Source organism: Streptomyces sp. CAU 1734, assembly GCF_039888735.1.
GTDB lineage: Bacteria > Actinomycetota > Actinomycetes > Streptomycetales > Streptomycetaceae > Streptomyces.
In genome coordinates this window covers 192,926-213,021 of sequence record NZ_JBDQQP010000006.1, presented here as the reverse complement: position 1 = coordinate 213,021, position 20,096 = coordinate 192,926, and the positions used below count along the sequence as shown (strand labels likewise).

Genomic DNA, 20,096 nt, shown 5'->3' with positions numbered 1-20,096 from the left:
GCCGGGCAGCCGGACCGGACCATGCACGTCCCGGGCATGCGCTGCGGGCAGGGCGGAGCCGGCCGCCGCGCCCCGAGTGCCCGGCGGGCGGGCGGACAGCCGGAGGTGTCCCGTGCGCACCGGTCCCGTCTGCGAGGATATGCCGCATGGATGTGCACAGCAGGAACAATGTGACAGTGAGCGGCCGGCCCGGCGGCCCGGTGGTGGTACTGGCACACGGTTTCGGGTGCGACCAGAACATGTGGCGCCTGGTGGCGCCGATTCTGGAGCGGGATTTCACCGTGGTGCTCTTCGACCACGTGGGAGCGGGCCGGTCCGATCTCTCGGCATGGGACAGCGAGCACCACTCCACGATGAGCGGCTACGCCGAGGATGTGCTGGAGGTCTGCCGTGAGCTCGGTCTCGGCCCGGTGATCTTCGTGGGGCACTCCGTGAGCGCGATGATGGGGGTGCTGGCCGCCGCCCGGGAGCCCGCGGTGTTCGCCGGGCTGGTCCTGCTCGCCCCCTCGCCGTGCTTCATCGACGATCCGGCCTCCGGTTACCGGGGCGGTTTCAGCGCCGAGGACATCGATGAACTGCTGGACTCCCTGGACGCGAATTATCTGGGCTGGTCGGGCGCCATGGCCCCGGTGATCATGGGCAATCCCGGGCGTCCGGAACTGAGCGAGGAGCTGACCAACAGCTTCTGTCGCACCGACCCGCGGATCGCACGGGTCTTCGCGCGCGTGACCTTCCTCTCCGACAACCGTGAGGATCTGGCCCGGGTGTCCGTTCCCGTGCTGGTGGCCCAGTGTTCCAGCGACGCGATCGCACCGCCCGAGGTGGGCGCCTTCGTGCGGTCGCGGATTCCCGGCAGCCGGCTCGTCACCCTCAACGCCACCGGCCACTGCCCCCAGCTGTCGGCCCCGGAGGAGACGGCCCTCGCCATAGCGGGCTTCGCCGGAGCACCGCGATGACCCGGCCAGCCGGCGGCGACGAGCCCGGCGGGGATCCCGCCTGCGGGAGAGAGCCGGCCAACGCGCAGGCGGCGTTCGCGGCGCTGCTGGAGGACAGCGCGGAGGATCTGTACGAGCACGCGCCGTGCGGCTATCTCTCCACCCTGCTGGACGGCACCATCGCGAAGATCAATACGACTCTGCTGACGTGGCTCGGCCATGAGCGGGCCGATCTCGTGGGGCACAGGATGTTCTCCGACCTGCTCACCGTCGGGGGCCGGCTCTACCACGAGACCCACTTCGCGCCGCTGCTGCGGATGCAGGGGGAGATCAGCGGGATCGCCCTGGAGCTGAGGACCGCCGACGGCGGCCGGCTGCCGGTCCTGGTGACCTCCACCGTCCGCATGAACGACGACGGCGAACCGCTGCTGATCCGCACGACCGTCTTCGACGCCCGCGACCGCCGCGCCTACGAGACCGAGCTGCTGCGCGCCCGCCGCGAATCGGAGCGCGAGCGGGAGCGGCTGAAGCGCCTGAACGCCACACTCCAGAAGACCCTGCTGCCCCCGGCCCTGGCGAGTGTGCCGGGCCTGGATGTCGCGGCGGACTACCACATCGCCTCCGAGGACGAGGTCGGCGGCGACTTCTACGATCTCTTCCCCCTCACCGCCGGCAGCTGGGGCTTCTTCCTGGGCGATGTCTGCGGCAAGGGGGCCGCCGCGGCGGCCGTCACCTCCCTGGCCCGCTACACCCTGCGCGCCGCCGCCGTCCACCACCCCGAACCGGCGGCCGTGCTCGCCCATCTCAACACCGTGCTGAACCACGAGTACCACGGCACCGAGGCGCGGTTCTGCACCGTCGTCTGCGGTCTGCTCACCCCCGGGGGCGAGGAGGGCGGTTTCCGCGTCACCCTGGCGAGCGGCGGCCATCCGCCGGCCCTGCTGCTGCGCGCCGACGGCCGCGCCGATGAGCTGCCCACCCCGGGGGGACAGCTGATCGGCGTACTGCCCGACGCCCGTATCGCCACCACCACTCTCCGGCTCGGCCCCGGGGACACCCTGCTCCTGTACACCGACGGCCTCACCGAGGCGCGCTCCGCCGGTGCCGGCGAGCGCTACGGGGACGACGCCCTGCGGGAGTTCGCGCGGGAGCTGGCCCCCACCACCGCGCACGGCGCCGTGGCCGCGATCCGGGATCTGCTGGAGACCTTCGGGACCGGCGTGGACGACGACACCGCCGTGCTGGCGCTCAGTGTGCCGCGATCGTCCGGGGCGGATCGGGGACACCCCGGAGACCGGCCGCCCGCCCCGGGGAGTATTTCGCCGCTCCCGAGGTAGACGCGTCGTATGAACGAAAACGTACCGTCTCAGGTCCTTGCCGCCGGAGGTTCCGCTTCGCTGCTGCTGATCATCGGTGTGGTCATCGCCGGCGGGCTGATCGCGGCCTTCTGGTACGGCAGCCGCCGCGCCGTCCGCCGGCCGGAGCCGCCCCGCGGCCCTCAGCCCCGGTCCGACTCCTGGCAGACCCCGGACACCCCCACGGATCCCCACCGCCGCGGCTGACGCCGCCCGAGCCGGCCGCGGCCGGCTCGGCACCGCTCACACGGAGGCCCGCCAGAGCAGGAGGTCATCGACCGCCTTCCTGGTCAGGCCGCGTGCGGGATCCGTGGGTACCAGCAGTGTCGGGGCGGTCCGGGAGCGGGCCCAGGCCACCCCTTCGGGGGTGTGGGCGTCGTCCACCCAGGCGGCCGGACGGTCGCCGGCGAAGGCATCGACGGCGGGCACCTTCCGGGCGGGATCGAAGGGCACGGGCGGGAACCGGACGACCGGCAGGACCGGCAGCCCCAGAACGGGTGTGATGAAGGTGTTCGCCTCGTCCTCCCAGGCGGTTGCCCAGACCAGCTCGAACTCCCGGCCGAGCTCGGCGAGCCAGGGGCCGTGGGCGTCGCACAGGCGGACCGCCGGCTCCTCCCCGGGAAAGAAGGCGTGTTCACGGTAGCCGTCCGGGCAGCCGGCGGCCGCGAAGGGATTCAGCACCCCGTCGACGTCCAGCAGAAGAAGCGGCGGCTGTTCCGGAACCGGTCGCGCCGCCGTGCCGGCGAACTCCCCTGGCGTCATGGGGGTATTGAATCAGCACGGTGACCGACGGACGGCCTCCTGCCCGGGACCGCACCGCGGCGGCCCGGGCCGGAACCCGGCCACGGCGCGTCGTCCCCGTACGGGGAAAGACCGCACCCCCGCCCCGGGGTTCCGGGGCGGGGGTGCGGGACGCGGGGTGGACTACCGGCGGGCGCGCAGGAGCAGCCAGAGGAAGTACGGCGTCCCGATCACCGCGGTCATCAGTCCGGCGCCGAGCTGGGCGGGGGCGATCACCGTACGGCCCAGCAGATCCGCGGTGCAGACGAGGACGGCGCCGAGGAGCACCGCGACGGGTACCACCCGCACGTGCCGACGGCCCACGAGGGCGCGGGCCGCATGCGGCGCCACGAGTCCCACGAAGCCGATCGTGCCCGTGGCGGCGACGGCGGTGGCGCTGAGCAGGACGCTCAGCACGAGGAAGCCGAGGCGTCCCCGGGCCAGTCCGAATCCCAGGAGCCGGGGGGTGTCCTCGTCGAGCGAGACCAGATCCAGCTCCGTGCGCCGGATCACCGCCACCGCCAGGCCCACCGCGAGTACCGCCGCGAGGGGCACCAGATCGGGCATGGTCCGCCCGTAGGTGGAGCCCGACAGCCAGGTGAGCGCCTTGGTCGCGTTGAACGGGTCAGTGAGGACGATCAGCAGGCTGATCAGGGCGGTCGCCGCGGTCGCGACACCGATACCGACCAGGACGAGCCGGTTCTGCTGGAATCCGCCCCGCGCCGCCAGCCCGAAGACGAGGACAGCGGCGACGGCGGCGCCCGTGAAGGCCGCGCCGGCGACACCCCAGGATCCCGCCATGGGCACTGCGGTCACCAGGGCCACGGCGCCCAGCGCGGCTCCGCCGGAGACGCCCATCACGCCGGGCTCCGCCAGCGGATTACGGGTCACGGCCTGGACGATCGTTCCCGCGAGGGCGAGCGCCCCGCCCGCCAGCAGCGCCGCGAGCACCCGGGGAACCCTGGTGTCGAGGACGAAGGTGACGCTCTGGCCCGCCCTGCCCTGTGCCCAGTTCACGACATCGCCCAGCAGCAGTTTGCTGTCCCCGAGCAGCACACCGGCGATCACGGCCGCGACGGCCGCGACGGCCAGCACGGCGGCCGTGACCACGAAGACGGTCCGGCTCCTGATGCGCAGCCGGTCCGGCGGCGCGGTCTGCCCGCTCTCGCGCCCCCGGGTCGCCATCACGATCAGGAAGACGGCGCCCACCAGGCTGGTGACGATGCCCGTCGGGACGGTCACCGCGAGATCGGCGGTCACCAGGGAGCGCAGCAGTACGTCCGAGCCGAGCACCAGCCCCGCGCCGACCAGTCCCGCGAGCGGGATGGTGGCGCGTGACCTGGTGAAGGCGCGGAACCGGCCGGCGAGCGGGCGCACCAGTGCGGGGGCGCACAGGCCGACGAAGCCGATCGGTCCGGCCAGGGTGACGGCCGCCGCGGAGAGCAGCGCCGCGAGCACGACCACCGTGATACGGGTGGGACGCACCGGGACGCCGAGGCCGCGGGCGGCGTCGTCGCCGAGGGCCAGGGCGTCGACCCGGCGGGCGACCAGCAGCAGCCCGGCGAGGGCGGCCAGCAGCACGGGCGCCATCTGCGCCACGCCGTCGAAACCGTTCTGGGCGATGCTGCCCTGGTTCCAGCGGTAGAGGCCCTCCGTCTGCTCGGGGAAGAGCAGCAGCAGTCCCTCCGTGACGGAGCCCAGCCCGAGGGCGAGGGCGCTGCCGGCGAGCACGAGCCGGATGGTGCCGGTGCCGAGTCCGGAGAGCCCGAGCACGATCGCGGCGGCCGCGAGACCGCCGGCGAAGGCGACACCGGAGGAGGCGAGCAGCGGCAGCGTGGTGCCGGTGACGGCGACCACGCCGAGTGCCAGATAGGAGCCCGCGTTCACCGCGAGGGTGTCGGGCGCGGCGAGCACATTGCGGCTCACCGCCTGGAGCGCGGCGCCCGCCGCGCCGAGCGCGGCTCCGACGAGCAGTCCGGCGGCCATCCTCGGCAGTCGCGAGGCGATCACCACCGACGCGTCGTCGGGGTCGGCCCGGCCGGTGAGCGCCTTCCAGACCTCGTCCGCACCGACCGCGGCCGTGCCCTGCGCGATGTCGGCGATCGCGAGGGCGGCGACCACCAGGGCCAGCGCGATGGTCACGGCCGCGGCGCCCGGCCCGGAAACGGCGGCCGGCGGGCGGGCGGCCGGCTTCGTTGCCGTGACGACCATGGTGCTACTTCGTCAGCGCGCCGACGACGGCGTCGATGTACGCCTCCATCGACCCGGGACCGCCGAACATCCAGATGCCGTCGGCGAGCCGGTGCACATTGCCCTTCTTCACGAAGGGCAGCGACTTCCACACGGCGTTCTTCGCCAGGGGGCCGGAGAAGGGGATGCTGTTCGCGTCCGCTTCGACGCCGATGTACGCGAAGTGCGTGTCACCGAGCTTGGTCAGGCCCTCGACATCGGTGGAGGCGAGGCCGTACTCCTTGTCGCCCTTGAGCGTCCAGGCGTTCTTCAGGCCGATCTGCTCATTGACCGCTCCGATGAGGGAGCCGCTGGTGTAGGGCCTGATCGAGACCTGGTTGGAGGTGACATAGCCGTCGGCGAAGGCGAACCGCGCGCCGGCCAGTCCCGCGTCGGCGAGCGCCTTGCGGCCCTCGGCGACCTTCGCCTCGAAGCCCTCGCGGAGCTTCGCGGACTTCTCCGCGGTGCCGGTGGCCTGCGCGATGAGGTCGAGGTTCCCCATCATCCGCTCGACCGGGGCGGCGGCGTCGGCGGGCCGGATCTCCAGGACCTTGGCGACCTTGCTGAGCTGCTTCACCGCGGGGTCGGGCATGTCGGTGGTGGTGATGATCAGGTCCGGCGCCAGCGCGGCGATGGAGTCCATGCTCGGCTCGCCCCGCGTGCCGATGTCCTTCGGCTCGTTCTTCAGCGGCACGGCGGCGGCCCACGCCTTGTAGCCCTTGACGTCGGAGACACCGGCGGGCTCGACGCCCAGCGAGATGAGGTTCTCGACGATGTTCCACTCGGTCGCGACGACCTTCTCGGCGGGTCCGTCGAGGGACACCTTCTTGCCCGAGGCGTCGGTGAGGGTGATGCGGTCGGCGGTCTTCTTGGAGTCGCCGCCGCCGGCGGCGGGCTCGGTGGTCCCGCAGGCGGTCAGGGTGAGCGCCGCGGCGGAGACCGCGGCGACGAGGGTGAGGCGCTTCATGAGGTGGTGCTGAGCCTTTCACTGCGTGTGTGGTGCCGGCCGATCGCGCGGGTGCGCAGCCGGCCTGTCGACGGGTCGGTGGAGACCTCGATCCGGATGCCGTAGGTGTCGGTCAGCCGGTCCGGGGTCAGTACGTCCTCGGGGCCGCCGTCGGCGATGATCCGTCCCGCCCGGAGCAGGACGATCCGGTCGGCGACGGCCGCGGCCTGGTCGAGGTCGTGCAGGACGACTCCGACGGCGATCCCGTGGTCGTCGGCGAGATCGCGGATGAGGTCGAGAAGTTCGATCTGGTACCGCAGGTCGAGATAGGTCGTGGGCTCGTCCAGGAGCAGTACGCCCGTCTCCTGGGCGAGGCAGCCGGCGAGCCAGACCCGCTGGAGCTGTCCGCCGGAGAGGTGTTCGGCGCCTCTCCCGGCCAGTTCCGTGACGCCCGTCATCCCGAGCGCGCGGTCCACCGCGGCCCGGCCGCCCGGGTCCGCCCTGCCCCAGCGGCCCCGGTAGGGGTACCGGCCGAATTCGACGACGTCCCGCACGGTGAGCCCGCTGGGGGTGGGGCGCCCCTGGGTCAGCAGCGCCACGTGCCGGGAGAACTCGCGGGCTGTCAGCGCGAGACCGTCCGTGTCGGCGTCGATGGTGAGCGCCGCGCTTCTGGCCCGCTGGAGGCGGGCCATGGTGCGCATGAGGGTCGACTTGCCGCTGCCGTTCGGGCCCACCAGGGCGGTCACCTCGCCCGGCCGCAGGGACACGGAGGCGTCGTGCACGACATCGACGCCGTCGTACGCCACGGTCACTCCCGTGGCCGACAGCTCATGGCCGCGCGGACCCGTCACCTCGGTGGTCTCTTCAACTACAGTCACGGCGGGAAGGGTAGCCTAACCTAAAATCGACCACGGCCGGGGGGCGGGCGGAAGGCCCCTCGCACCGTGTGCCGCGGCCGGGCGGAAGACCCGCCGGGCCCGCTCCGGCCCCCTGGGGTCACGGCCGGCGGCCCGGAGCGAACCGTGACCCGATCGTGTTCCGGGGCGGGTCCGGCCGGCCGGTGCGGGGCGCGTTCGGGCCGTCGTCAGGGGGCAGTGGCGGGCGAAAGGGGCGAGCCGGGGGAAGGCCGGCGGAGCGTGGCGGATTCCAGGCCGTCCGCATCCCATGGACATGGATCGCCGGCCCGGCCGCGAGGGCCGGTGGACGGCGTCCTCACCAGCCGGTGACCAGACCCTGCGGCTCGACCATCGCGTCGCGCGGCACCGTGATCCCGGCGCCGCCGGTGCGGAGTTGCGGTTCGATGCCGGCCGGCGGATGCTCCATGATCGCCCGGGAGAGGCTCAGCCGCGGCTTTCCGAACGCGGACTCGACCCGGAGGGGTCCGGGGCACCCGCCATGCGCCGCGGCGACGGCGATCGCGGAAGCGGTGCCCGGGGTCTCCGCGGGGAGCGGGGCGGGCACGGAGCCGGGCGCGCCCCGGGTCAGGGCGGTGCGCACGCGGTGGAGGTGCCCGTCCGGATCCCTGTGCGGGATGCGGCCCCCGGCGTACGCCTCGCACGGGCGCCGCACGGCGGTGTCCCGTGCGTCGTCGCCGGCCGGCGGAGCGGTCTCTCCGTCACTCCCATGCCCCACCGGCCCTGCGCGGAGGCGGAGTTCCGGGGGCGGGCGCGATTCCGGGCGGACACCCGGCCGGCCGGTGACGGACCGCGCGATGGCCGCGCCCCGCGGACGGATCCGGGGGCACGGCCATGGCACAAACGGGTCAGGCAGGGGTGATGTTCTCGGCCTGCGGGCCCTTCTGGCCCTGGGTGACGTCGAAGGAGACCTTCTGGCCCTCCTGGAGCTCACGGAAGCCCTGGGCGGCGATGTTCGAGTAGTGGGCGAAGACGTCCGGGCCTCCACCGTCCTGCTCAATGAAGCCGAAACCCTTTTCCGAGTTGAACCACTTGACGGTTCCCGTAGCCATTTTGTCCTCCAAGGGGACTCGAAGTCGGTCCGCACGGTGCGGAACCGGAGGTGATCGCCCTGGCCCTCAGAGAATCTGAACAGCAGAAGACGCCCGCGACATCGCATCACGGGCGCCCCGTACTTCGGAACCACGACAGCTGATCCCAGACGCTACACGGCCAGTCCTTTCACCACCAGGGAGACGCGTACTGAACGTCGTCGCGAACGGTGACGAACCACCGGCTCGGACGAGTCGCGCCCGGGTGACCGGGGCGCCCGGGCGGGCGGATCAGTAGGGTCCGAACACGTTGTCGATGGAGCCGTACCGGTCGGCCGCGTAGTTCGCCGCGGCGACGATGTTGGCGACCGGGTGGAACGGGTCGTTGGGCGTGCCGGGCACCCAGTACGCGGCGAAGGTCGGGTCGATCACCTGGAGCAGCCCCTTGGAGGGGGTGCCGTTGGCCGCGTTGATGTCCCAGTTGTTGACGGCCAGGGGGTTGCCGCTGGACTCCCGCAGGATGTTGCGGTGCAGACCCTCGAACGTACCGGGGATGCCGTGGACGGCCATGACGTCCAGCGCCTCCAGGATCCATCCGTCCAGGTTGTTCGGATAGACGATCTGGGTGGCGGGCGCCGCCGGAGCGGCGGAGGCCGCGGTGGGGGTGAACGCGAGAGCGGCGGCGAGGGCCCCGGTGACGGCGAGCCCCGCGGCGGAGATCCTGCGGGCGGACGCCGGACGGCGCCGGAAAATGCGGTGAGCGGACATACCGGGGGGACCCTTCGCGTGGGGAGTGCCGCGCGGAAGGGAGCCACAGAGCGCTCCGAAGGCGGCGGGTTGCGCAGATTCTTAAGTGCTCCGGGCACCCCTGACAACGGGCTCCTCGCTAAGCCGGATAGTGGATCACCGCCTTGCGGGAGCCCGTTTCGGGCCGCCGGATGAGCCCGGGAGGACCCGGCGCCCACTAAGCACCTTCGTATGTGATGCGCGTCCCATCGAGCGCATCTCCCATCAAAAGGGACAAACGGCCTGCGATTCGCAGGGACCTCTCCTCAGACCGTCATCAGCGCGACCGTCGCGCCGACCGGCAGAAGCTGGAACACCGCCGCGCCCCAGAGGCGGCAGAACACCAGGCCCACCCCGATGACCCCGGCGGCGGCGCAGGCCACCGCCGCCTCCAGCGGCACGCGCGACCGCTCCCCGTCCAGCGCGTCGGCCCAGCCCGTCATTCCGACGGCCAGCCATCCGTACCCCGTGATCAGCAGATTCAGCGGCAACAGCCCGAGGATCGCGATGACATCGCTCCGTCTCATGCCGCCATCCTCACGGCGGGGCATGGAAGCCGTCTTGAGTACGGGTACTCAAGCCACCGGAACGGCGGCGGAACGGCCGGATCAGGAGACCTCGCCCCGGATAGCGGACATCACCCGGCCCGCCGCCCGGTCACTCCGGGGCGGCCGGCAGCCCGTCCCGGCACAGGGGGCAGCGGTCGGAGCCGTCCCACTCCGCCCAGCCGAAGACCCCGGGGCCCATCGTCCTGCCGCCCAGCTCCCTGCGGACGGCGGCCCGGTACGCCCACACCGCCTCCAGATAGGGGTGGTGGGCGCGGTGGAACGCCGGCGACTCCTGCGCGGCCCCCGACGCCACCACCCGCTCCAGCGCCCGGAGCCGTTCGAACATCGCCTGGCCGGCCCCCGCGACGGCCGGCGACGCCTCGATGAAGAGCCGCTCGCGCACCTCGTGGAGGGCGGCCCCGACGAGGGCCGCGCGGGCCGCCCCGGCCGGGTCCGGCTCGGCGTCCGGCGCGCGGGCTGTCACGCGCAGCCGGGCATGGGCCACCCCGGCGGCGGAGATGAACTCCGTGTACACGTCCCGGCGCCGGTCCGACGCCGAGTGCCGGACCTCCTGGCGGCTGCGCAACCCGTCCACCAGCACGGTCCCCGCCATGGCGATGAAACCTCCGCTCGCCGTGGCGATCAGCGTTCCCCAGTCCATCCCCGTTCCCCCACTTCCTCGCTCCCCGCCCGGCCGCGCACCGACAGGGGGAGACCCGCCGTCCGGCTCCGGCCCTCCCCCGCGCCGCGGCCCCCGGGCCGGGTGGTGCCTCCGGGGGCGCCGGTGTGGGCCCGATGATGCCACGTCAGACGGGCGGCCCCGGGGGTGTGTTGCGGGGTCCCGGGGTCCCGGCGGGCGCGGATTCGGTACGGGTACGGGGAGCGGGTGGCGGTACGCGTACGGAGCGCCGGTGCCGGGGTGCGGTACCCGCGCCCCGTACCGCACCGCGCCCCGTACCGCCCCCCGGTCCGGCGGGTTCGCATCCGCGGTCCCGGATCAGTCGCGCGGGCCGTTCAGCAGCCGGCCGGTGATGTCCGCGAGCCGCCGGCCCTGGTAGCGGGCGGCTTCGAGGACGTTGTCGCCGGGCAGGTCACCCGAGCCGGAGGCGTGCGCGGTGCCGTAGGGGTTGCCGCTGGCGGCGAAGACCGACGGGTCGGTGTAGCCGGGGGCGACGATGAGCGAGCCCCAGTGGTAGAGCGTGTTGTAGAGGGCGAGCAGGGTGGACTCATTGCCGCCGTGCACATTCATGGCGCTGACGAAGGCGGTCGCCGGCTTGTCCGCGAAGACGCCGCGCTGCCAGAGGCCGCCGGTGCCGTCAATGAACTGCTTCAGCTGCGAGGCGACATTGCCGAACCGGGTCGGGGTGCCGAGCGCGTAGGCGTTGGCCCAGGTCAGATCGTCATGGGTGGCGATCTCGATATCAGCGGTGGCATCCAGGTGCGCCCGCCAGGCGGGGTTGGCGCCGATGGCCTCGTCGGGTGCCAGTTCGGCGACCCGGCGCAGCCGGACCTCCGCGCCGGCGGCCTCGGCGCCTTCGGCGACGGCCCGGGCGAGGTGGTGCACGCTGCCGGTCGCCGAGTAGTAGACGACGGCGATCCGGGGGGTTGCGACGGTGCTCATGAAATGCCTTCCGTGACGACGCGCTCGAAGCGGATATCTATCCGCTTCGGTGAAGGTAGACGGTTCAACCATCGATTGGCAAGCAGTAAGCGGATAACTTTCCGCCCGCCCTCGAACCCGGTAAGCGGATAGCTGTCCGCTAGGCTGGAAGCCCTGCGGCCGTCCAGCGCCGCCCGCACAGCGGCCCCCGCGGCAGCGCGTCCGGAAGGGGGCCACCGGCCCGTGCACGCCTTCGAACCCCAGCCCGTGGAGCTCTCCCCGGCCGGCTCCGCGCCCGCCGCCCCGGCCGGCCCCCGCGCCGACGCCGTCCACAACCGCCGCAAGATCCTCGACGCCGCCGCCCGCATCGTGGCCGAGCAGGGTCCCGACGCCCTCACCATGAATGCCGTCGCCCGCGCCTCCGGCACCGGCGTCGGCACCGTCTACCGCCGCTTCGGCGATGTCGCCGCGCTCTTCTCCGCCCTGCTCGACGAAAGGGAGCACCAGTTCCAGGAGGCGTTCCTGTCCGGGCCGCCGCCGCTCGGCCCCGGCGCGCCGCCCGGGGAGCGGCTGCGCGCCTTCCTGCATGCGCTGACCGATCGCGTGGTGGACCAGCGCGAGCTGCTGCTCGCCGGTGAGGCGGCGTCCCCCCTCGCCCGCCACCGGCACGGCGCCCACCTCGGCAGGCACGCCCATGTCGCGATGCTCGTCCAACGGCTCCGCCCCGGCGCGGACGCGGCCCTGATCGCCCATCTGCTGCTCGCGCCCTTCGCCCCCAGCCTCATCACCCACCTCACCCGCGACTGCCGGCGCGGCCCCGAGGAGATCAAGCGGGCCCTCGACGATCTGCTCGACACCCTGCTGACGGAATCCGGCTCCGGCCCGGTGGACGCGGCCGGCGGCGCCGCCCGGAGTCTCCGCGCACACCCCCTCGCTTCCGGGCCGGCCGAGCAGGAGGCTCAGCCGTAGCGGATCAACCGGTCATCACCGGCGGGATCGTGGCCACCGTGAACGGCGCCGGAGGGGTACCGCACGGCGGCACCCCGGTGGTCGAGGGAGACAGGACACCGCGGTCCACCGCAGGGGTGAGGAGGGCGACGCCGTCGCGGGGACCCGGGGCCGGGTGATCGGCGCGATCGGTCACGCGGTCGTTCCCGGTCCGGTCGATCCGCACTCCCGCACGGCACCCGGCAAGGGATACGGAGCCGCGGGCGGCCGGATCGAGGTACGGGTGGGCATCGAGTGGCCGCCGTTCGCCTCCGAGGCGCTGCCGCGCTACGCCCGGGCACTCGCCGACGGCCCGGGCACGGGCATCCACATCCGTCTCAACGAATCCGCCGGCGAGGCCGAGGTGCCGGCCCAGGCCAATGAGTCGTTTCCGCGGGTGCTCGACCGCCTCCGCGCCCGCTGCCCCGGACGGGACCCCCGGCGCGGGTCAGCGGCGCGCGGTGCCCCGCCCGGACCCGGCTGCCGCGTCGAGGACCGCCGCCACCACCCGGCCGGTGAGGGCGGCCGGATCCTCCCGCGCCCCGATCGTCAGAGAGGTGACGTCCGCGACCGTGTGCAGCCCGCGGACGAGAAAGGCGTACTCCTCCCCCTCCTCCAGCAGCAGCACCACCGGCTTGCCGAGCGCGGACGCCCAGCCGATCTCGACATGGGTGCCGGGCGACGCCGGGGCACCGGGGAAGGCGACGAGGACATCGCTGCCCGAGATCTCGTCGAAGTCCAGCCGGGTGCACTCCTCGGGGGTCAGGAAGGCCGCCCCCCAGCTCTCCCGGCGGTGGGCGTTGTGAACCTCGTACCCCTTGGCCTCCAGACCCGCGATCAGTGCCTCGAAGCGGGAGCGCTCCCGCTCGCGCATGTTTCCGTGCTCGTCCACCAGACCCTTGAACGGACCCGCGAGAAAGACCCGTCCGGTGCTTCCCCTGTTCATTCCTTCACCCCTGTCACGATGAGAAACGGCGGATGATCCGCCTCGGCCGCACCGGCGCCCAGCAGCGGGCCGGGGCCGCCCGGATCCGGTACGTCGCCGAGCAGCGGGGCCTCGGCGGTGACCGAGGCGAAGCCCGCGCCGGTGAACACATCGGTGTAGAACTCCCGGGGCCAGTGGTGGTCGGCCAGGTCCAGCACCCCGCCCGGCCGGTGGTGCAGCCGGACCGGGCGGCGCTCGCCCGGCGCGTACCGGCGGCCCGGCTCACCGCTGCAGAAGGTCGAGAAGCGGATGCCCGTGGTGTCCGGGTGGGTGTCCAGTACGCAGTAGCGACCGCCGGGCCGCAGCACCCGGTGGATCTCGGCGGCGATGGCCCGGATCGTGCCGGGATCGCCGATGTTGATGAAGACATAGCAGGACATCGCCGCGTCGACCGAGCCGTCCGCGAGGAACGGCAGCCGCCCGCCGTCGATCAGATGATGGCGGATCCTCGGATGGGAGCGCCGCTCCCGGGCGATCCCGAGCATCCACGCGGAGATGTCGACCGCGACCACGTCCACGTCCCGGCTCTCGGCGGCGCGCAGGGCCACCTTGCCCGGCCCGCAGCCGTAGTCGAGCACCCTCCCGACCCCTGGGTCGCCGAGGCGGAGCCGGTCGAAGACGGTGGGATAGCCGATGACCCGCTCGGGGAGATCGTCATAGGCCTCGAAGCCGTCCGCGACCTCCTGATTGTCCTTCCACTCAGTTCCCATGGCACTCCTCCACCGCTCCCGCCGGTCCCGTCCGCACCCTCGTCGCCCTCTCCGTCGCCGTCACCGGCCCGCCCCGATCGCACCGGTCGGGGTGCGCGGACGCCAGTGGGTGACGATCCAGCGGTACGGCGGGGTCAGCGCGTCGAGCAGCTCCGGGTCCACCGTCTCCTCGTACCGGATTCTGCGCTGGATTTCGAAGAGCAGCAGCACCTGAGCCCAGTAGCCGGGCAGACCGAGTCCGCCGGTGTCCGGGCCGATCCGCAGCCGGTTGCGGCGCAGCGCCTCCTCGTGGACCAGCACCTCGCGGATGTAGGGCCAGTTGTCGCCCTCCGGGAGGGCCGGGAAGCGCAGGGCGGGGGCGGCCGAGGACGCCGGGTCGGCCAGCACCTCGCGGGCCCGCGCCGCGTCGGTGTCGTAGACGTGCACGGAGCCGACCGCGTGGTGGTACTCGCCGAGCCGCGCTCCCAGTTCGCGCGCCATCACCTCCTGGAGGAAGGTGAAGGAGAAGACATCGCTGCTCATGCCCCGGTAGGCGTCATTGGCCCGCATAAAGCCGACCGTGTGCAGAGCGCCCTCGCGGAGCAGGAATTGCAGGCCCAGGGTGCAGGACACATCGGGGTTGGCGGGGACGGCGAGCTCCTCGCCGCGGAAGATCTGGAGGACCGCGCGCTTGCTGTCCGGGTCCCGGCGCAGCTCCTCCACGACCGTGCGCCACTGGCCGGGCCCCTCGCCGCCGAAGAGTGCCCTGCCGTACGCGGTGCCGGTCAGCCGGCGGCCGTCGGCGGAGTACTTGCGGATGCCGGGCGCGTAATGGGCGATGAAGTCGAGATCGTCACGGCCGGCCAGATACCAGAGCGACTCCGCGAAGTTGAAGGCGATGTTCAGCCGCCGGGCGGGGATCAGCGGCACCCGCTGGTCCGGTTCGCGCAGCCGGAACCCCAGTCCGAGGCGCTCCCGGCTCGGTAATCCGCGCGGGGCGTTGCGGAAGGCGGGTTCCTCGACGACCCGGCGCAGTACCGCCGCGTAGGCGTGATGGAAGGTGTCGAACTCCACGGGAAACCACCCCAATACTCATCGCCGTCCGCCGGTCCGCCGGCGGACCGGCATCGTGCAACTTCCCGGCGCGGCCGGTACGCCGAACCGGCGGGCCCCTTCCGGCGGTGCGCCCGCTCCTGTCGGCGGCACCGGGGGCGGACCTCCTCCCCCGGCCGGACGTGTTCCTTCGTGCTCCCGGCACGCACCATACGCGCGGCGGTGCGCCACCACCAGAGAGCCGCAGCCGGGCCCGGACGGATCAAGTCGCTTGGAAACAGGCCATGGTGACGGAATATCAGCCGACGGCCCGGCCGGCGTCCGGGGCCTCGCGGAGGCGGGCGGAGAGCTCCGCCGCCGCCCGCCGGGGGCCGGCCGCCGCCGTCACCGCCCGCACCACCGCCACCCGGCGGGCTCCGGCGGCGAGGACCTCGGGCAGCCAGGCCGCGTCGATGCCGCCGATCGCGAACCAGGGCCGGTCACCGGCCGCTTCCGCGGCCACCCGCAGCAGTTCCGTTCCGGTCGCGGCGCGCCCCGGCTTCGTCGGTGCGGGCCGGCAGGGGCCGACGCTGAAGCAGTCCGGGCCGTTCCCGGCCGCCGCCGCGCGCACCTGCCCGGGACTGTGTGCCGACCGGCCGGTCAGGACCCCGTCGCCGACGATCCGGCGGGCGGCGGCGAGCGGCAGATCGCCCTGGCCGAGATGGAGCACATCGGCCCCGGCCGCCACCGCGAGGTCCGCGCGGTCGTTCACGGCGAGCAGCGCGCCGCGGCGGCGGCAGGCGTCCCGCAGAACGGCCGGCGCCTCCAGCGCGCCGGCCGCCTCCAGCGGTCCCAGGCGGTGTTCGCCCGCGGAGCCCTTGTCCCTCAACTGGATGACATCCACGCCTCCCGCCGGCGCGGCGTCCGCGAATTCAGCCAGGTCATGGGTATCCCTGCGGGCATCGGTGCACAGGTACAGTGTCGACGCGGCGAGGCGCTCACGGGTGTCCATCCCGGCAACGCAGCCCCTCACCGCCGGTACGGCCATGGACCTCCCGGCAGAATCCTCACCCGTGCGGAAGGGGGCGACGCTGTGCGGACTCCCCGGCCGGGTACGGCCCGCAGGGTGTCGGTCGTGGGCGCGGGAGTGATCGGTCTGTCGGCCGCCTGGCGGGCCGCCGGAGCCGGCTGGACCGTCACCGTGCACGACCCGGCTCCCGCCCGCGGGGCCTCCTGGGTCGCGGGCGGCATGCTCGCCCCGCTCACGGAGGGATGGCCCGGCGAGGAGGGCCCGCTGGAGCTGGGCACCGCGTCGCTGGAGCGCTGGCCCGGCTTCGCCGCGCGGCTGAGTGCCGCCGCCGGGCTGCCGTCCGGACTGCGCACCCGGGGCACCCTGGTGGTGGCGGTGGACTCCGCCGACGCCGGTGAACTGCGGGTACTCGCCGGCTGGCTGGCCGAGCGGGGCCGCCGGGCCGAGAGCGTCGGCCGGCGCGAGCTGAGCCGCCGCGAACCCTCCCTGTCGCGGTCGATCCGCGGCGCGCTCCATGTGCCGGGGGATCTGTCGGTGGACAACCGGGCGCTGCTGGCGGCGTTACGGGCCGCCTGCGTCTCGGCGGGCGTCCGGTTCGCCGCGGAGCGGGTGGACGACCTCACCGCGCCGGCGGCGGATCAGGTGGTGCTGGCCGCGGGCGTGGGCTCCGCCGCGCTGCATCCGCTGGCCCGGGTCCACCCGGTGAAGGGCGAGATCCTGCGGCTGCGGGAGCGGCCCGGCACACTGCCCCGCCCCGGGCTGACGGTGCGCGGGGTGGTCCACGGCCGCCATGTGTATCTGGTGCCGCGCGACGACGGCCTGGTGGTGGGCGCGACCCAGTACGAGGCGGGTCATGACACACGGGTGACGGTGGGCGGGGTGCGGGATCTCATCGCCGACGCGGAGACGGTGCTGCCCTCGGTCGCCGAGTACGAACTCGACTCCGCTCAGGCGGGTCTGCGGCCGATGACGGCGGACAATCTGCCGCTGATCGGCCGGGTCGACAGCGGTACGGTGCTGGCGACCGGGCACGGGCGCAACGGTCTGCTGCTCGCCCCGCTGACCGCCGACGCGGTTCTGGCCGAACTGGAGGGCGAGCCACTGCCCGTGGCCGCCTCCGCCGATCCCGGGAGAGTGCTGTGGTGAGTGGAGTGAAGGTCATGAATGTCGTCGTGAACGGGGTACCCCGGCTGGTGCCCCTCGGGTGTACCACCGCACAGATCGCCGATGAACTGCGGTTACCCGTCACCGGTGTGGCGGTCGCGGTCGACGGCGAGGTGGTGCCGCGCGGCCGGTGGGACCGCGCGCTCCGCGAGGGGGCGGCCGTCGAGGTGCTCACGGCGGTGCAGGGTGGCTGAGGAACTGCGCATCGCGGGCCGCGCCTTCGGCTCGCGGCTGATCACCGGTACGGGAGGGGCGGCGAATCTCGCGGTCCTGGAGCGCGCCCTGGTGGCGTCGGGCACCGAGCTGACCACGGTGGCACTGCGCCGGGTGGACGCGGCGGGCGGCAGCGGGGTGCTGGAGATGCTGCGGCGGCTGGGGATCGCGATCCTGCCGAACACGGCGGGCTGCCGGGGCGCGGCCGACGCGGTGCTCACCGCGCGGCTGGCGCGGGAGGCGCTGGAGACCGACTGGGTGAAGCTGGAGGTGGTGGCCGATGAGCGCACTCTGCTGCCGGATGTCACCGAACTGGTCGAGGCGGCCGAGGAGCTGGTGAACGACGGGTTCACCGTACTGCCGTACACGACCGACGATCCGGTGGTGGCGCGGCGGCTGGAGGATGTGGGCTGTGCCGCGGTGATGCCGCTGGGCTCGCCGATCGGCACCGGGCGGGGCATCGCCAACCCGCATCAGCTGGAGATGATCGTGGCCGCCGCCGGGGTGCCGGTCATCCTGGACGCGGGGATCGGTACCGCGAGTGACGCGGCGGTGGCGATGGAGCTGGGCTGTGACGCGGTGCTGCTGGCGACGGCCGTGACCCGGGCCGGGGATCCCGAGCGGATGGCGCGGGCGATGGCGGCGGCGGTGCGGGCGGGGTACGACGCCCGGCATGCGGGCCGGATACCGAAGCGCTTCTGGGCGCGGGCTTCGTCGCCCGGGCTGCCGCCGGCGGCGGCGCCCGCGGCCGGGCCGCCGGAGTAGCACCCACCGCCCGGCATCCCTGTCCCCTTTCCGTACGAGACACCCGGACGCATCTGATGATCCGTACCACCCGCCGCTCCGTGACGGCGGCCCGCCGGTGACCGCCGGGGTGCCGTCCCCCGGCCGCTTCCGGGAGATCGACGGCTGTTTCAACTTCCGTGATCTCGGGGGCTACCGCGCCGGGGACGGATGGACCGTGCCCTGGCGGCGGCTGTACCGCGCCGACGGGCTGCACCGGTTCAGCGCCGGCGGCCGGGCGGCCTTCGGCGCGCTCGGGATCGTCAGCGTGCTCGATCTGCGGACCGGGGACGAGGCCGGGCAGTGTCCCTGGACCCCGCCGGACGGCTGGCCGGGGCGGCGCAGCCATCTCCCGCTGCTGGCGGGGGTGCCCGACTGGTCCGGCGGCGATCCCGGTGAGCTGAACCGGGACGACTTCGCCGCCGGCCATTATCTGCACATCGCCGAGGAGGGGGCGGCGGAGCTCGGCCGGGCGGTGCGGCTGCTGGCCGAGCCCGGCGCGCTGCCCGCCGTCTTCCACTGCTCGGCGGGCAAGGACCGCACCGGTGTCCTGGCGGCGCTGGTGCTGCGGCTGCTCGGGGTCCCGGCCGGGGCCGTCGCCGACGACTACGCGCTGAGCGAGCGGGCCACCGCCCGCTGGGAGGCGTCGGTGGCCGGCGGTGTCCCGGACGACACCCTCTCCACCTGGGCGACCGTACCGCCGTCGCTGCTCCGGTCGGACCGGGAGACCATGCTGGCCTTTCTGCGCGGCATCGACGAGCGGTACGGGTCGGTGGCGGGGTGGGCAGCCGCCCGGCTCGGGATCGGCGCGGCGGACGCCGAGCGCCTGCGCCGGGCGCTGTGAGCGCGGCGCCCGGACCCTCCGGGGCGGTCGCGGGCCGCCCGGCGGCGGCCAGATTCCGGGTCGCGGTGGTCTTCTTCGTCAATGGCGCGGTGTTCGCGAGCTGGGGCTCGCGGATCCCGGGCATCGCCTCCGCGCTGGAGATGGGACCCGGGGAGATCGCGTTCGCCGTCTTCGGGCTGAGTGTGGGCGCGCTGCTGGGGCTGCCGCTGTCCGGCGCGCTGGTGCCGCGCTTCGGCGGTGTCGCGGTGATCCGGGCGGGGCTCGCCGGATACGCCGCCGCGCTCACCGCCGTGGCGCTCGCGCCGTCCGTGCCCGCGCTGACCGGCGCCCTGGTGGCGCTCGGTGTCGGCAACGGTGTGCTGGACGTGGCGATGAACGCGGCGGCGGTACGGGTGGAGCGGCGCTATCCCCGGCAGATCATGGCGGCCTTCCACGCGATGTTCAGTTTCGGCGGGCTGGCGGGAGCGCTGGCAGGCGCCGGGGCGGCGCTGATCGGGATGGAGCCCGCCGCGCATCTGCCCGTGGTCGCGGCCGTGTTGCTGGTGGTGGGCTGGGCGGCGAGTTTCGGCCTGTCGCCGGACGCGCCGGAGCCCGCGGACCGGGCAGCCCCCGGGGAGGAGGCGACCGGGGAGGAGGCGGCCGGGCGGCCCGCCCGCCGGGACCGGCGGCTGATCGCGCTCGGGCTGCTCGCCTTCGCCGGCCTGCTGTGCGAGGGAGCGGCCTATGACTGGAGCGCGGTCTGGATCCGGCAGGATCTGGGCGGCAGCGCCGCCGCCGCGGCGCTCGGCTTCGCCGTGTTCACCCTCGCCATGGCCTGTTGCCGGCTGGTCGCCGACCGCGTCGCGGACCGGGTGGGTGCGCGGGCCTTTGTACGCTGCGGGGGGCTGCTGGCGGCCGTGGGCGTACTGTCCGCGGTGCTCACCTCGTCGGTGGCGGGCGGTGTCGCCGCCTTCGGGGTGCTCGGGCTGGCGCTGGCCGGGGTGGTGCCGACCCTCTTCAGCGCCGCCGCGGCCGGGCGCGCGGCCCCCGCGCCCGCCATCGCGGTGGTCTCCACCATCGGCTATCTGGGTTTTCTGGCGGGCCCGGTGGTGATCGGCGCGGTCGCCGCGGCGGTGTCGCTGCGCTCGGCGCTCCTGGTGCTGGTGGTGCCGGCCCTGGCGATCTGCGCCGGGGCGGGGGCGCTGCGCCCGGATTCCGGCGGGAAGCGCCCCGGGGCCGGGAGCGGATGACTCGCCCGCGGCCCCG

General features: G+C 73.9%; 23 protein-coding genes. 9 read left to right on the top strand and 14 right to left on the bottom strand.

The annotated features are described in order from the left end of the window. The first annotated feature begins 146 nt into the window (after positions 1-146). From AAFN69_RS13640 to AAFN69_RS13630, 3 genes are read left to right on the top strand one after another with little or no spacing between them, the layout of a single operon-like run. Complete coding sequence (locus AAFN69_RS13640) at positions 147-956, top strand: alpha/beta hydrolase (RefSeq protein WP_347728711.1); 810 nt, start codon at positions 147-149, stop codon at positions 954-956. Then, entirely contained in the window at positions 953-2,272 is a 1,320-nt protein-coding gene (locus tag AAFN69_RS13635; RefSeq protein ID WP_347728710.1) for a SpoIIE family protein phosphatase, read from the top strand. The genes AAFN69_RS13640 and AAFN69_RS13635 overlap by 4 nt, the downstream gene beginning before the upstream one ends. A gap of 9 nt (positions 2,273-2,281) precedes the next feature. Continuing rightward, complete coding sequence (locus AAFN69_RS13630) at positions 2,282-2,497, top strand: DUF6479 family protein (protein WP_347728709.1); 216 nt, start codon at positions 2,282-2,284, stop codon at positions 2,495-2,497. 36 nt (positions 2,498-2,533) lie between these two features. Here the strand turns inward: AAFN69_RS13630 and AAFN69_RS13625 are convergent, their stop codons facing one another. The 10 genes from AAFN69_RS13625 to wrbA all read right to left on the bottom strand — a co-directional run bounded on the left by AAFN69_RS13625 (position 2,534) and on the right by wrbA (position 11,145). After that, positions 2,534-3,052, bottom strand: a complete 519-nt coding sequence (locus AAFN69_RS13625; protein ID WP_347728708.1) for an HAD domain-containing protein — start codon at positions 3,050-3,052, stop codon at positions 2,534-2,536. A gap of 162 nt (positions 3,053-3,214) precedes the next feature. After that, on the bottom strand, positions 3,215-5,281 hold the full coding sequence (locus AAFN69_RS13620; protein ID WP_347728707.1) for an iron ABC transporter permease: 2,067 nt from the start codon (positions 5,279-5,281) through the stop codon (positions 3,215-3,217). 4 nt (positions 5,282-5,285) lie between these two features. Then, positions 5,286-6,266, bottom strand: a complete 981-nt coding sequence (locus AAFN69_RS13615) for an iron-siderophore ABC transporter substrate-binding protein (protein WP_347728706.1) — start codon at positions 6,264-6,266, stop codon at positions 5,286-5,288. Beyond that, entirely contained in the window at positions 6,263-7,123 is an 861-nt protein-coding gene (locus tag AAFN69_RS13610; RefSeq protein ID WP_347728705.1) for an ABC transporter ATP-binding protein, read from the bottom strand. Before AAFN69_RS13610 ends, AAFN69_RS13615 begins: the two co-directional genes overlap by 4 nt. A gap of 334 nt (positions 7,124-7,457) precedes the next feature. After that, a complete protein-coding gene (locus AAFN69_RS13605) occupies positions 7,458-7,742 on the bottom strand; it encodes a hypothetical protein (protein WP_347728704.1) in 285 nt (94 codons plus the stop codon). Between the two features lie 265 nt (positions 7,743-8,007). Next, entirely contained in the window at positions 8,008-8,211 is a 204-nt protein-coding gene (locus tag AAFN69_RS13600) for a cold-shock protein (protein WP_347728703.1), read from the bottom strand. A gap of 270 nt (positions 8,212-8,481) precedes the next feature. Beyond that, positions 8,482-8,958, bottom strand: coding sequence for a transglycosylase SLT domain-containing protein (locus AAFN69_RS13595; RefSeq protein ID WP_347728702.1), 477 nt, complete (start codon positions 8,956-8,958; stop codon positions 8,482-8,484). A 284-nt stretch (positions 8,959-9,242) separates the two neighbouring features. Continuing rightward, positions 9,243-9,503 carry a hypothetical protein gene (locus tag AAFN69_RS13590; RefSeq protein ID WP_347728701.1) on the bottom strand — a complete coding sequence of 87 codons (261 nt, stop codon included), beginning with the start codon at positions 9,501-9,503 and terminating at the stop codon, positions 9,243-9,245. Positions 9,504-9,633: 130 nt separating this feature from the next. Continuing rightward, positions 9,634-10,185: a CchlQ gene (locus AAFN69_RS13585; protein WP_347728700.1), complete on the bottom strand. Its 552-nt coding sequence runs from the start codon at positions 10,183-10,185 to the stop codon at positions 9,634-9,636. A 336-nt stretch (positions 10,186-10,521) separates the two neighbouring features. After that, a complete protein-coding gene (wrbA, locus tag AAFN69_RS13580; protein WP_347728699.1) occupies positions 10,522-11,145 on the bottom strand; it encodes an NAD(P)H:quinone oxidoreductase in 624 nt (207 codons plus the stop codon). Between the two features lie 222 nt (positions 11,146-11,367). Between wrbA and AAFN69_RS13575 the strand changes: the two genes are divergently transcribed. Then, positions 11,368-12,093 carry a helix-turn-helix domain-containing protein gene (locus tag AAFN69_RS13575; RefSeq protein WP_347728698.1) on the top strand — a complete coding sequence of 242 codons (726 nt, stop codon included), beginning with the start codon at positions 11,368-11,370 and terminating at the stop codon, positions 12,091-12,093. Between the two features lie 466 nt (positions 12,094-12,559). Here AAFN69_RS13575 and AAFN69_RS13570 read toward each other — a convergent pair whose 3' ends face one another. The 4 genes from AAFN69_RS13570 to thiE form a co-directional block, all read right to left on the bottom strand. Then, positions 12,560-13,057 (bottom strand): nucleoside 2-deoxyribosyltransferase, encoded by a 498-nt coding sequence (locus AAFN69_RS13570; protein WP_347728697.1) that lies wholly within the window; start codon positions 13,055-13,057, stop codon positions 12,560-12,562. Then, the gene (locus AAFN69_RS13565; protein ID WP_347728696.1) at positions 13,054-13,806 is read right to left on the bottom strand and encodes a class I SAM-dependent methyltransferase; all 753 of its coding nucleotides are present in this window, start codon (positions 13,804-13,806) and stop codon (positions 13,054-13,056) included. Before AAFN69_RS13565 ends, AAFN69_RS13570 begins: the two co-directional genes overlap by 4 nt. 60 nt (positions 13,807-13,866) lie before the next feature. Further along, on the bottom strand, positions 13,867-14,859 hold the full coding sequence (locus tag AAFN69_RS13560; protein ID WP_347728695.1) for a thymidylate synthase: 993 nt from the start codon (positions 14,857-14,859) through the stop codon (positions 13,867-13,869). Positions 14,860-15,136: 277 nt separating this feature from the next. Next, on the bottom strand, positions 15,137-15,829 hold the full coding sequence (gene thiE / locus AAFN69_RS13555; RefSeq protein WP_347728694.1) for a thiamine phosphate synthase: 693 nt from the start codon (positions 15,827-15,829) through the stop codon (positions 15,137-15,139). 123 nt (positions 15,830-15,952) lie between these two features. Between thiE and thiO the strand changes: the two genes are divergently transcribed. The 5 genes from thiO to AAFN69_RS13530 all read left to right on the top strand — a co-directional run bounded on the left by thiO (position 15,953) and on the right by AAFN69_RS13530 (position 20,080). Continuing rightward, positions 15,953-16,993 (top strand): glycine oxidase ThiO, encoded by a 1,041-nt coding sequence (thiO, locus tag AAFN69_RS13550; RefSeq protein ID WP_347728693.1) that lies wholly within the window; start codon positions 15,953-15,955, stop codon positions 16,991-16,993. Between the two features lie 5 nt (positions 16,994-16,998). After that, positions 16,999-17,205, top strand: coding sequence for a sulfur carrier protein ThiS (thiS, locus tag AAFN69_RS13545; RefSeq protein WP_347728916.1), 207 nt, complete (start codon positions 16,999-17,001; stop codon positions 17,203-17,205). Continuing rightward, positions 17,198-17,989, top strand: a complete 792-nt coding sequence (locus AAFN69_RS13540) for a thiazole synthase (protein ID WP_347728692.1) — start codon at positions 17,198-17,200, stop codon at positions 17,987-17,989. Before thiS ends, AAFN69_RS13540 begins: the two co-directional genes overlap by 8 nt. 97 nt (positions 17,990-18,086) lie before the next feature. Next, complete coding sequence (locus AAFN69_RS13535) at positions 18,087-18,851, top strand: tyrosine-protein phosphatase (RefSeq protein WP_347728691.1); 765 nt, start codon at positions 18,087-18,089, stop codon at positions 18,849-18,851. Continuing rightward, the gene (locus tag AAFN69_RS13530; protein WP_347728690.1) at positions 18,848-20,080 is read left to right on the top strand and encodes an MFS transporter; all 1,233 of its coding nucleotides are present in this window, start codon (positions 18,848-18,850) and stop codon (positions 20,078-20,080) included. The genes AAFN69_RS13535 and AAFN69_RS13530 overlap by 4 nt, the downstream gene beginning before the upstream one ends. The last annotated feature ends 16 nt before the right edge of the window (positions 20,081-20,096 follow it).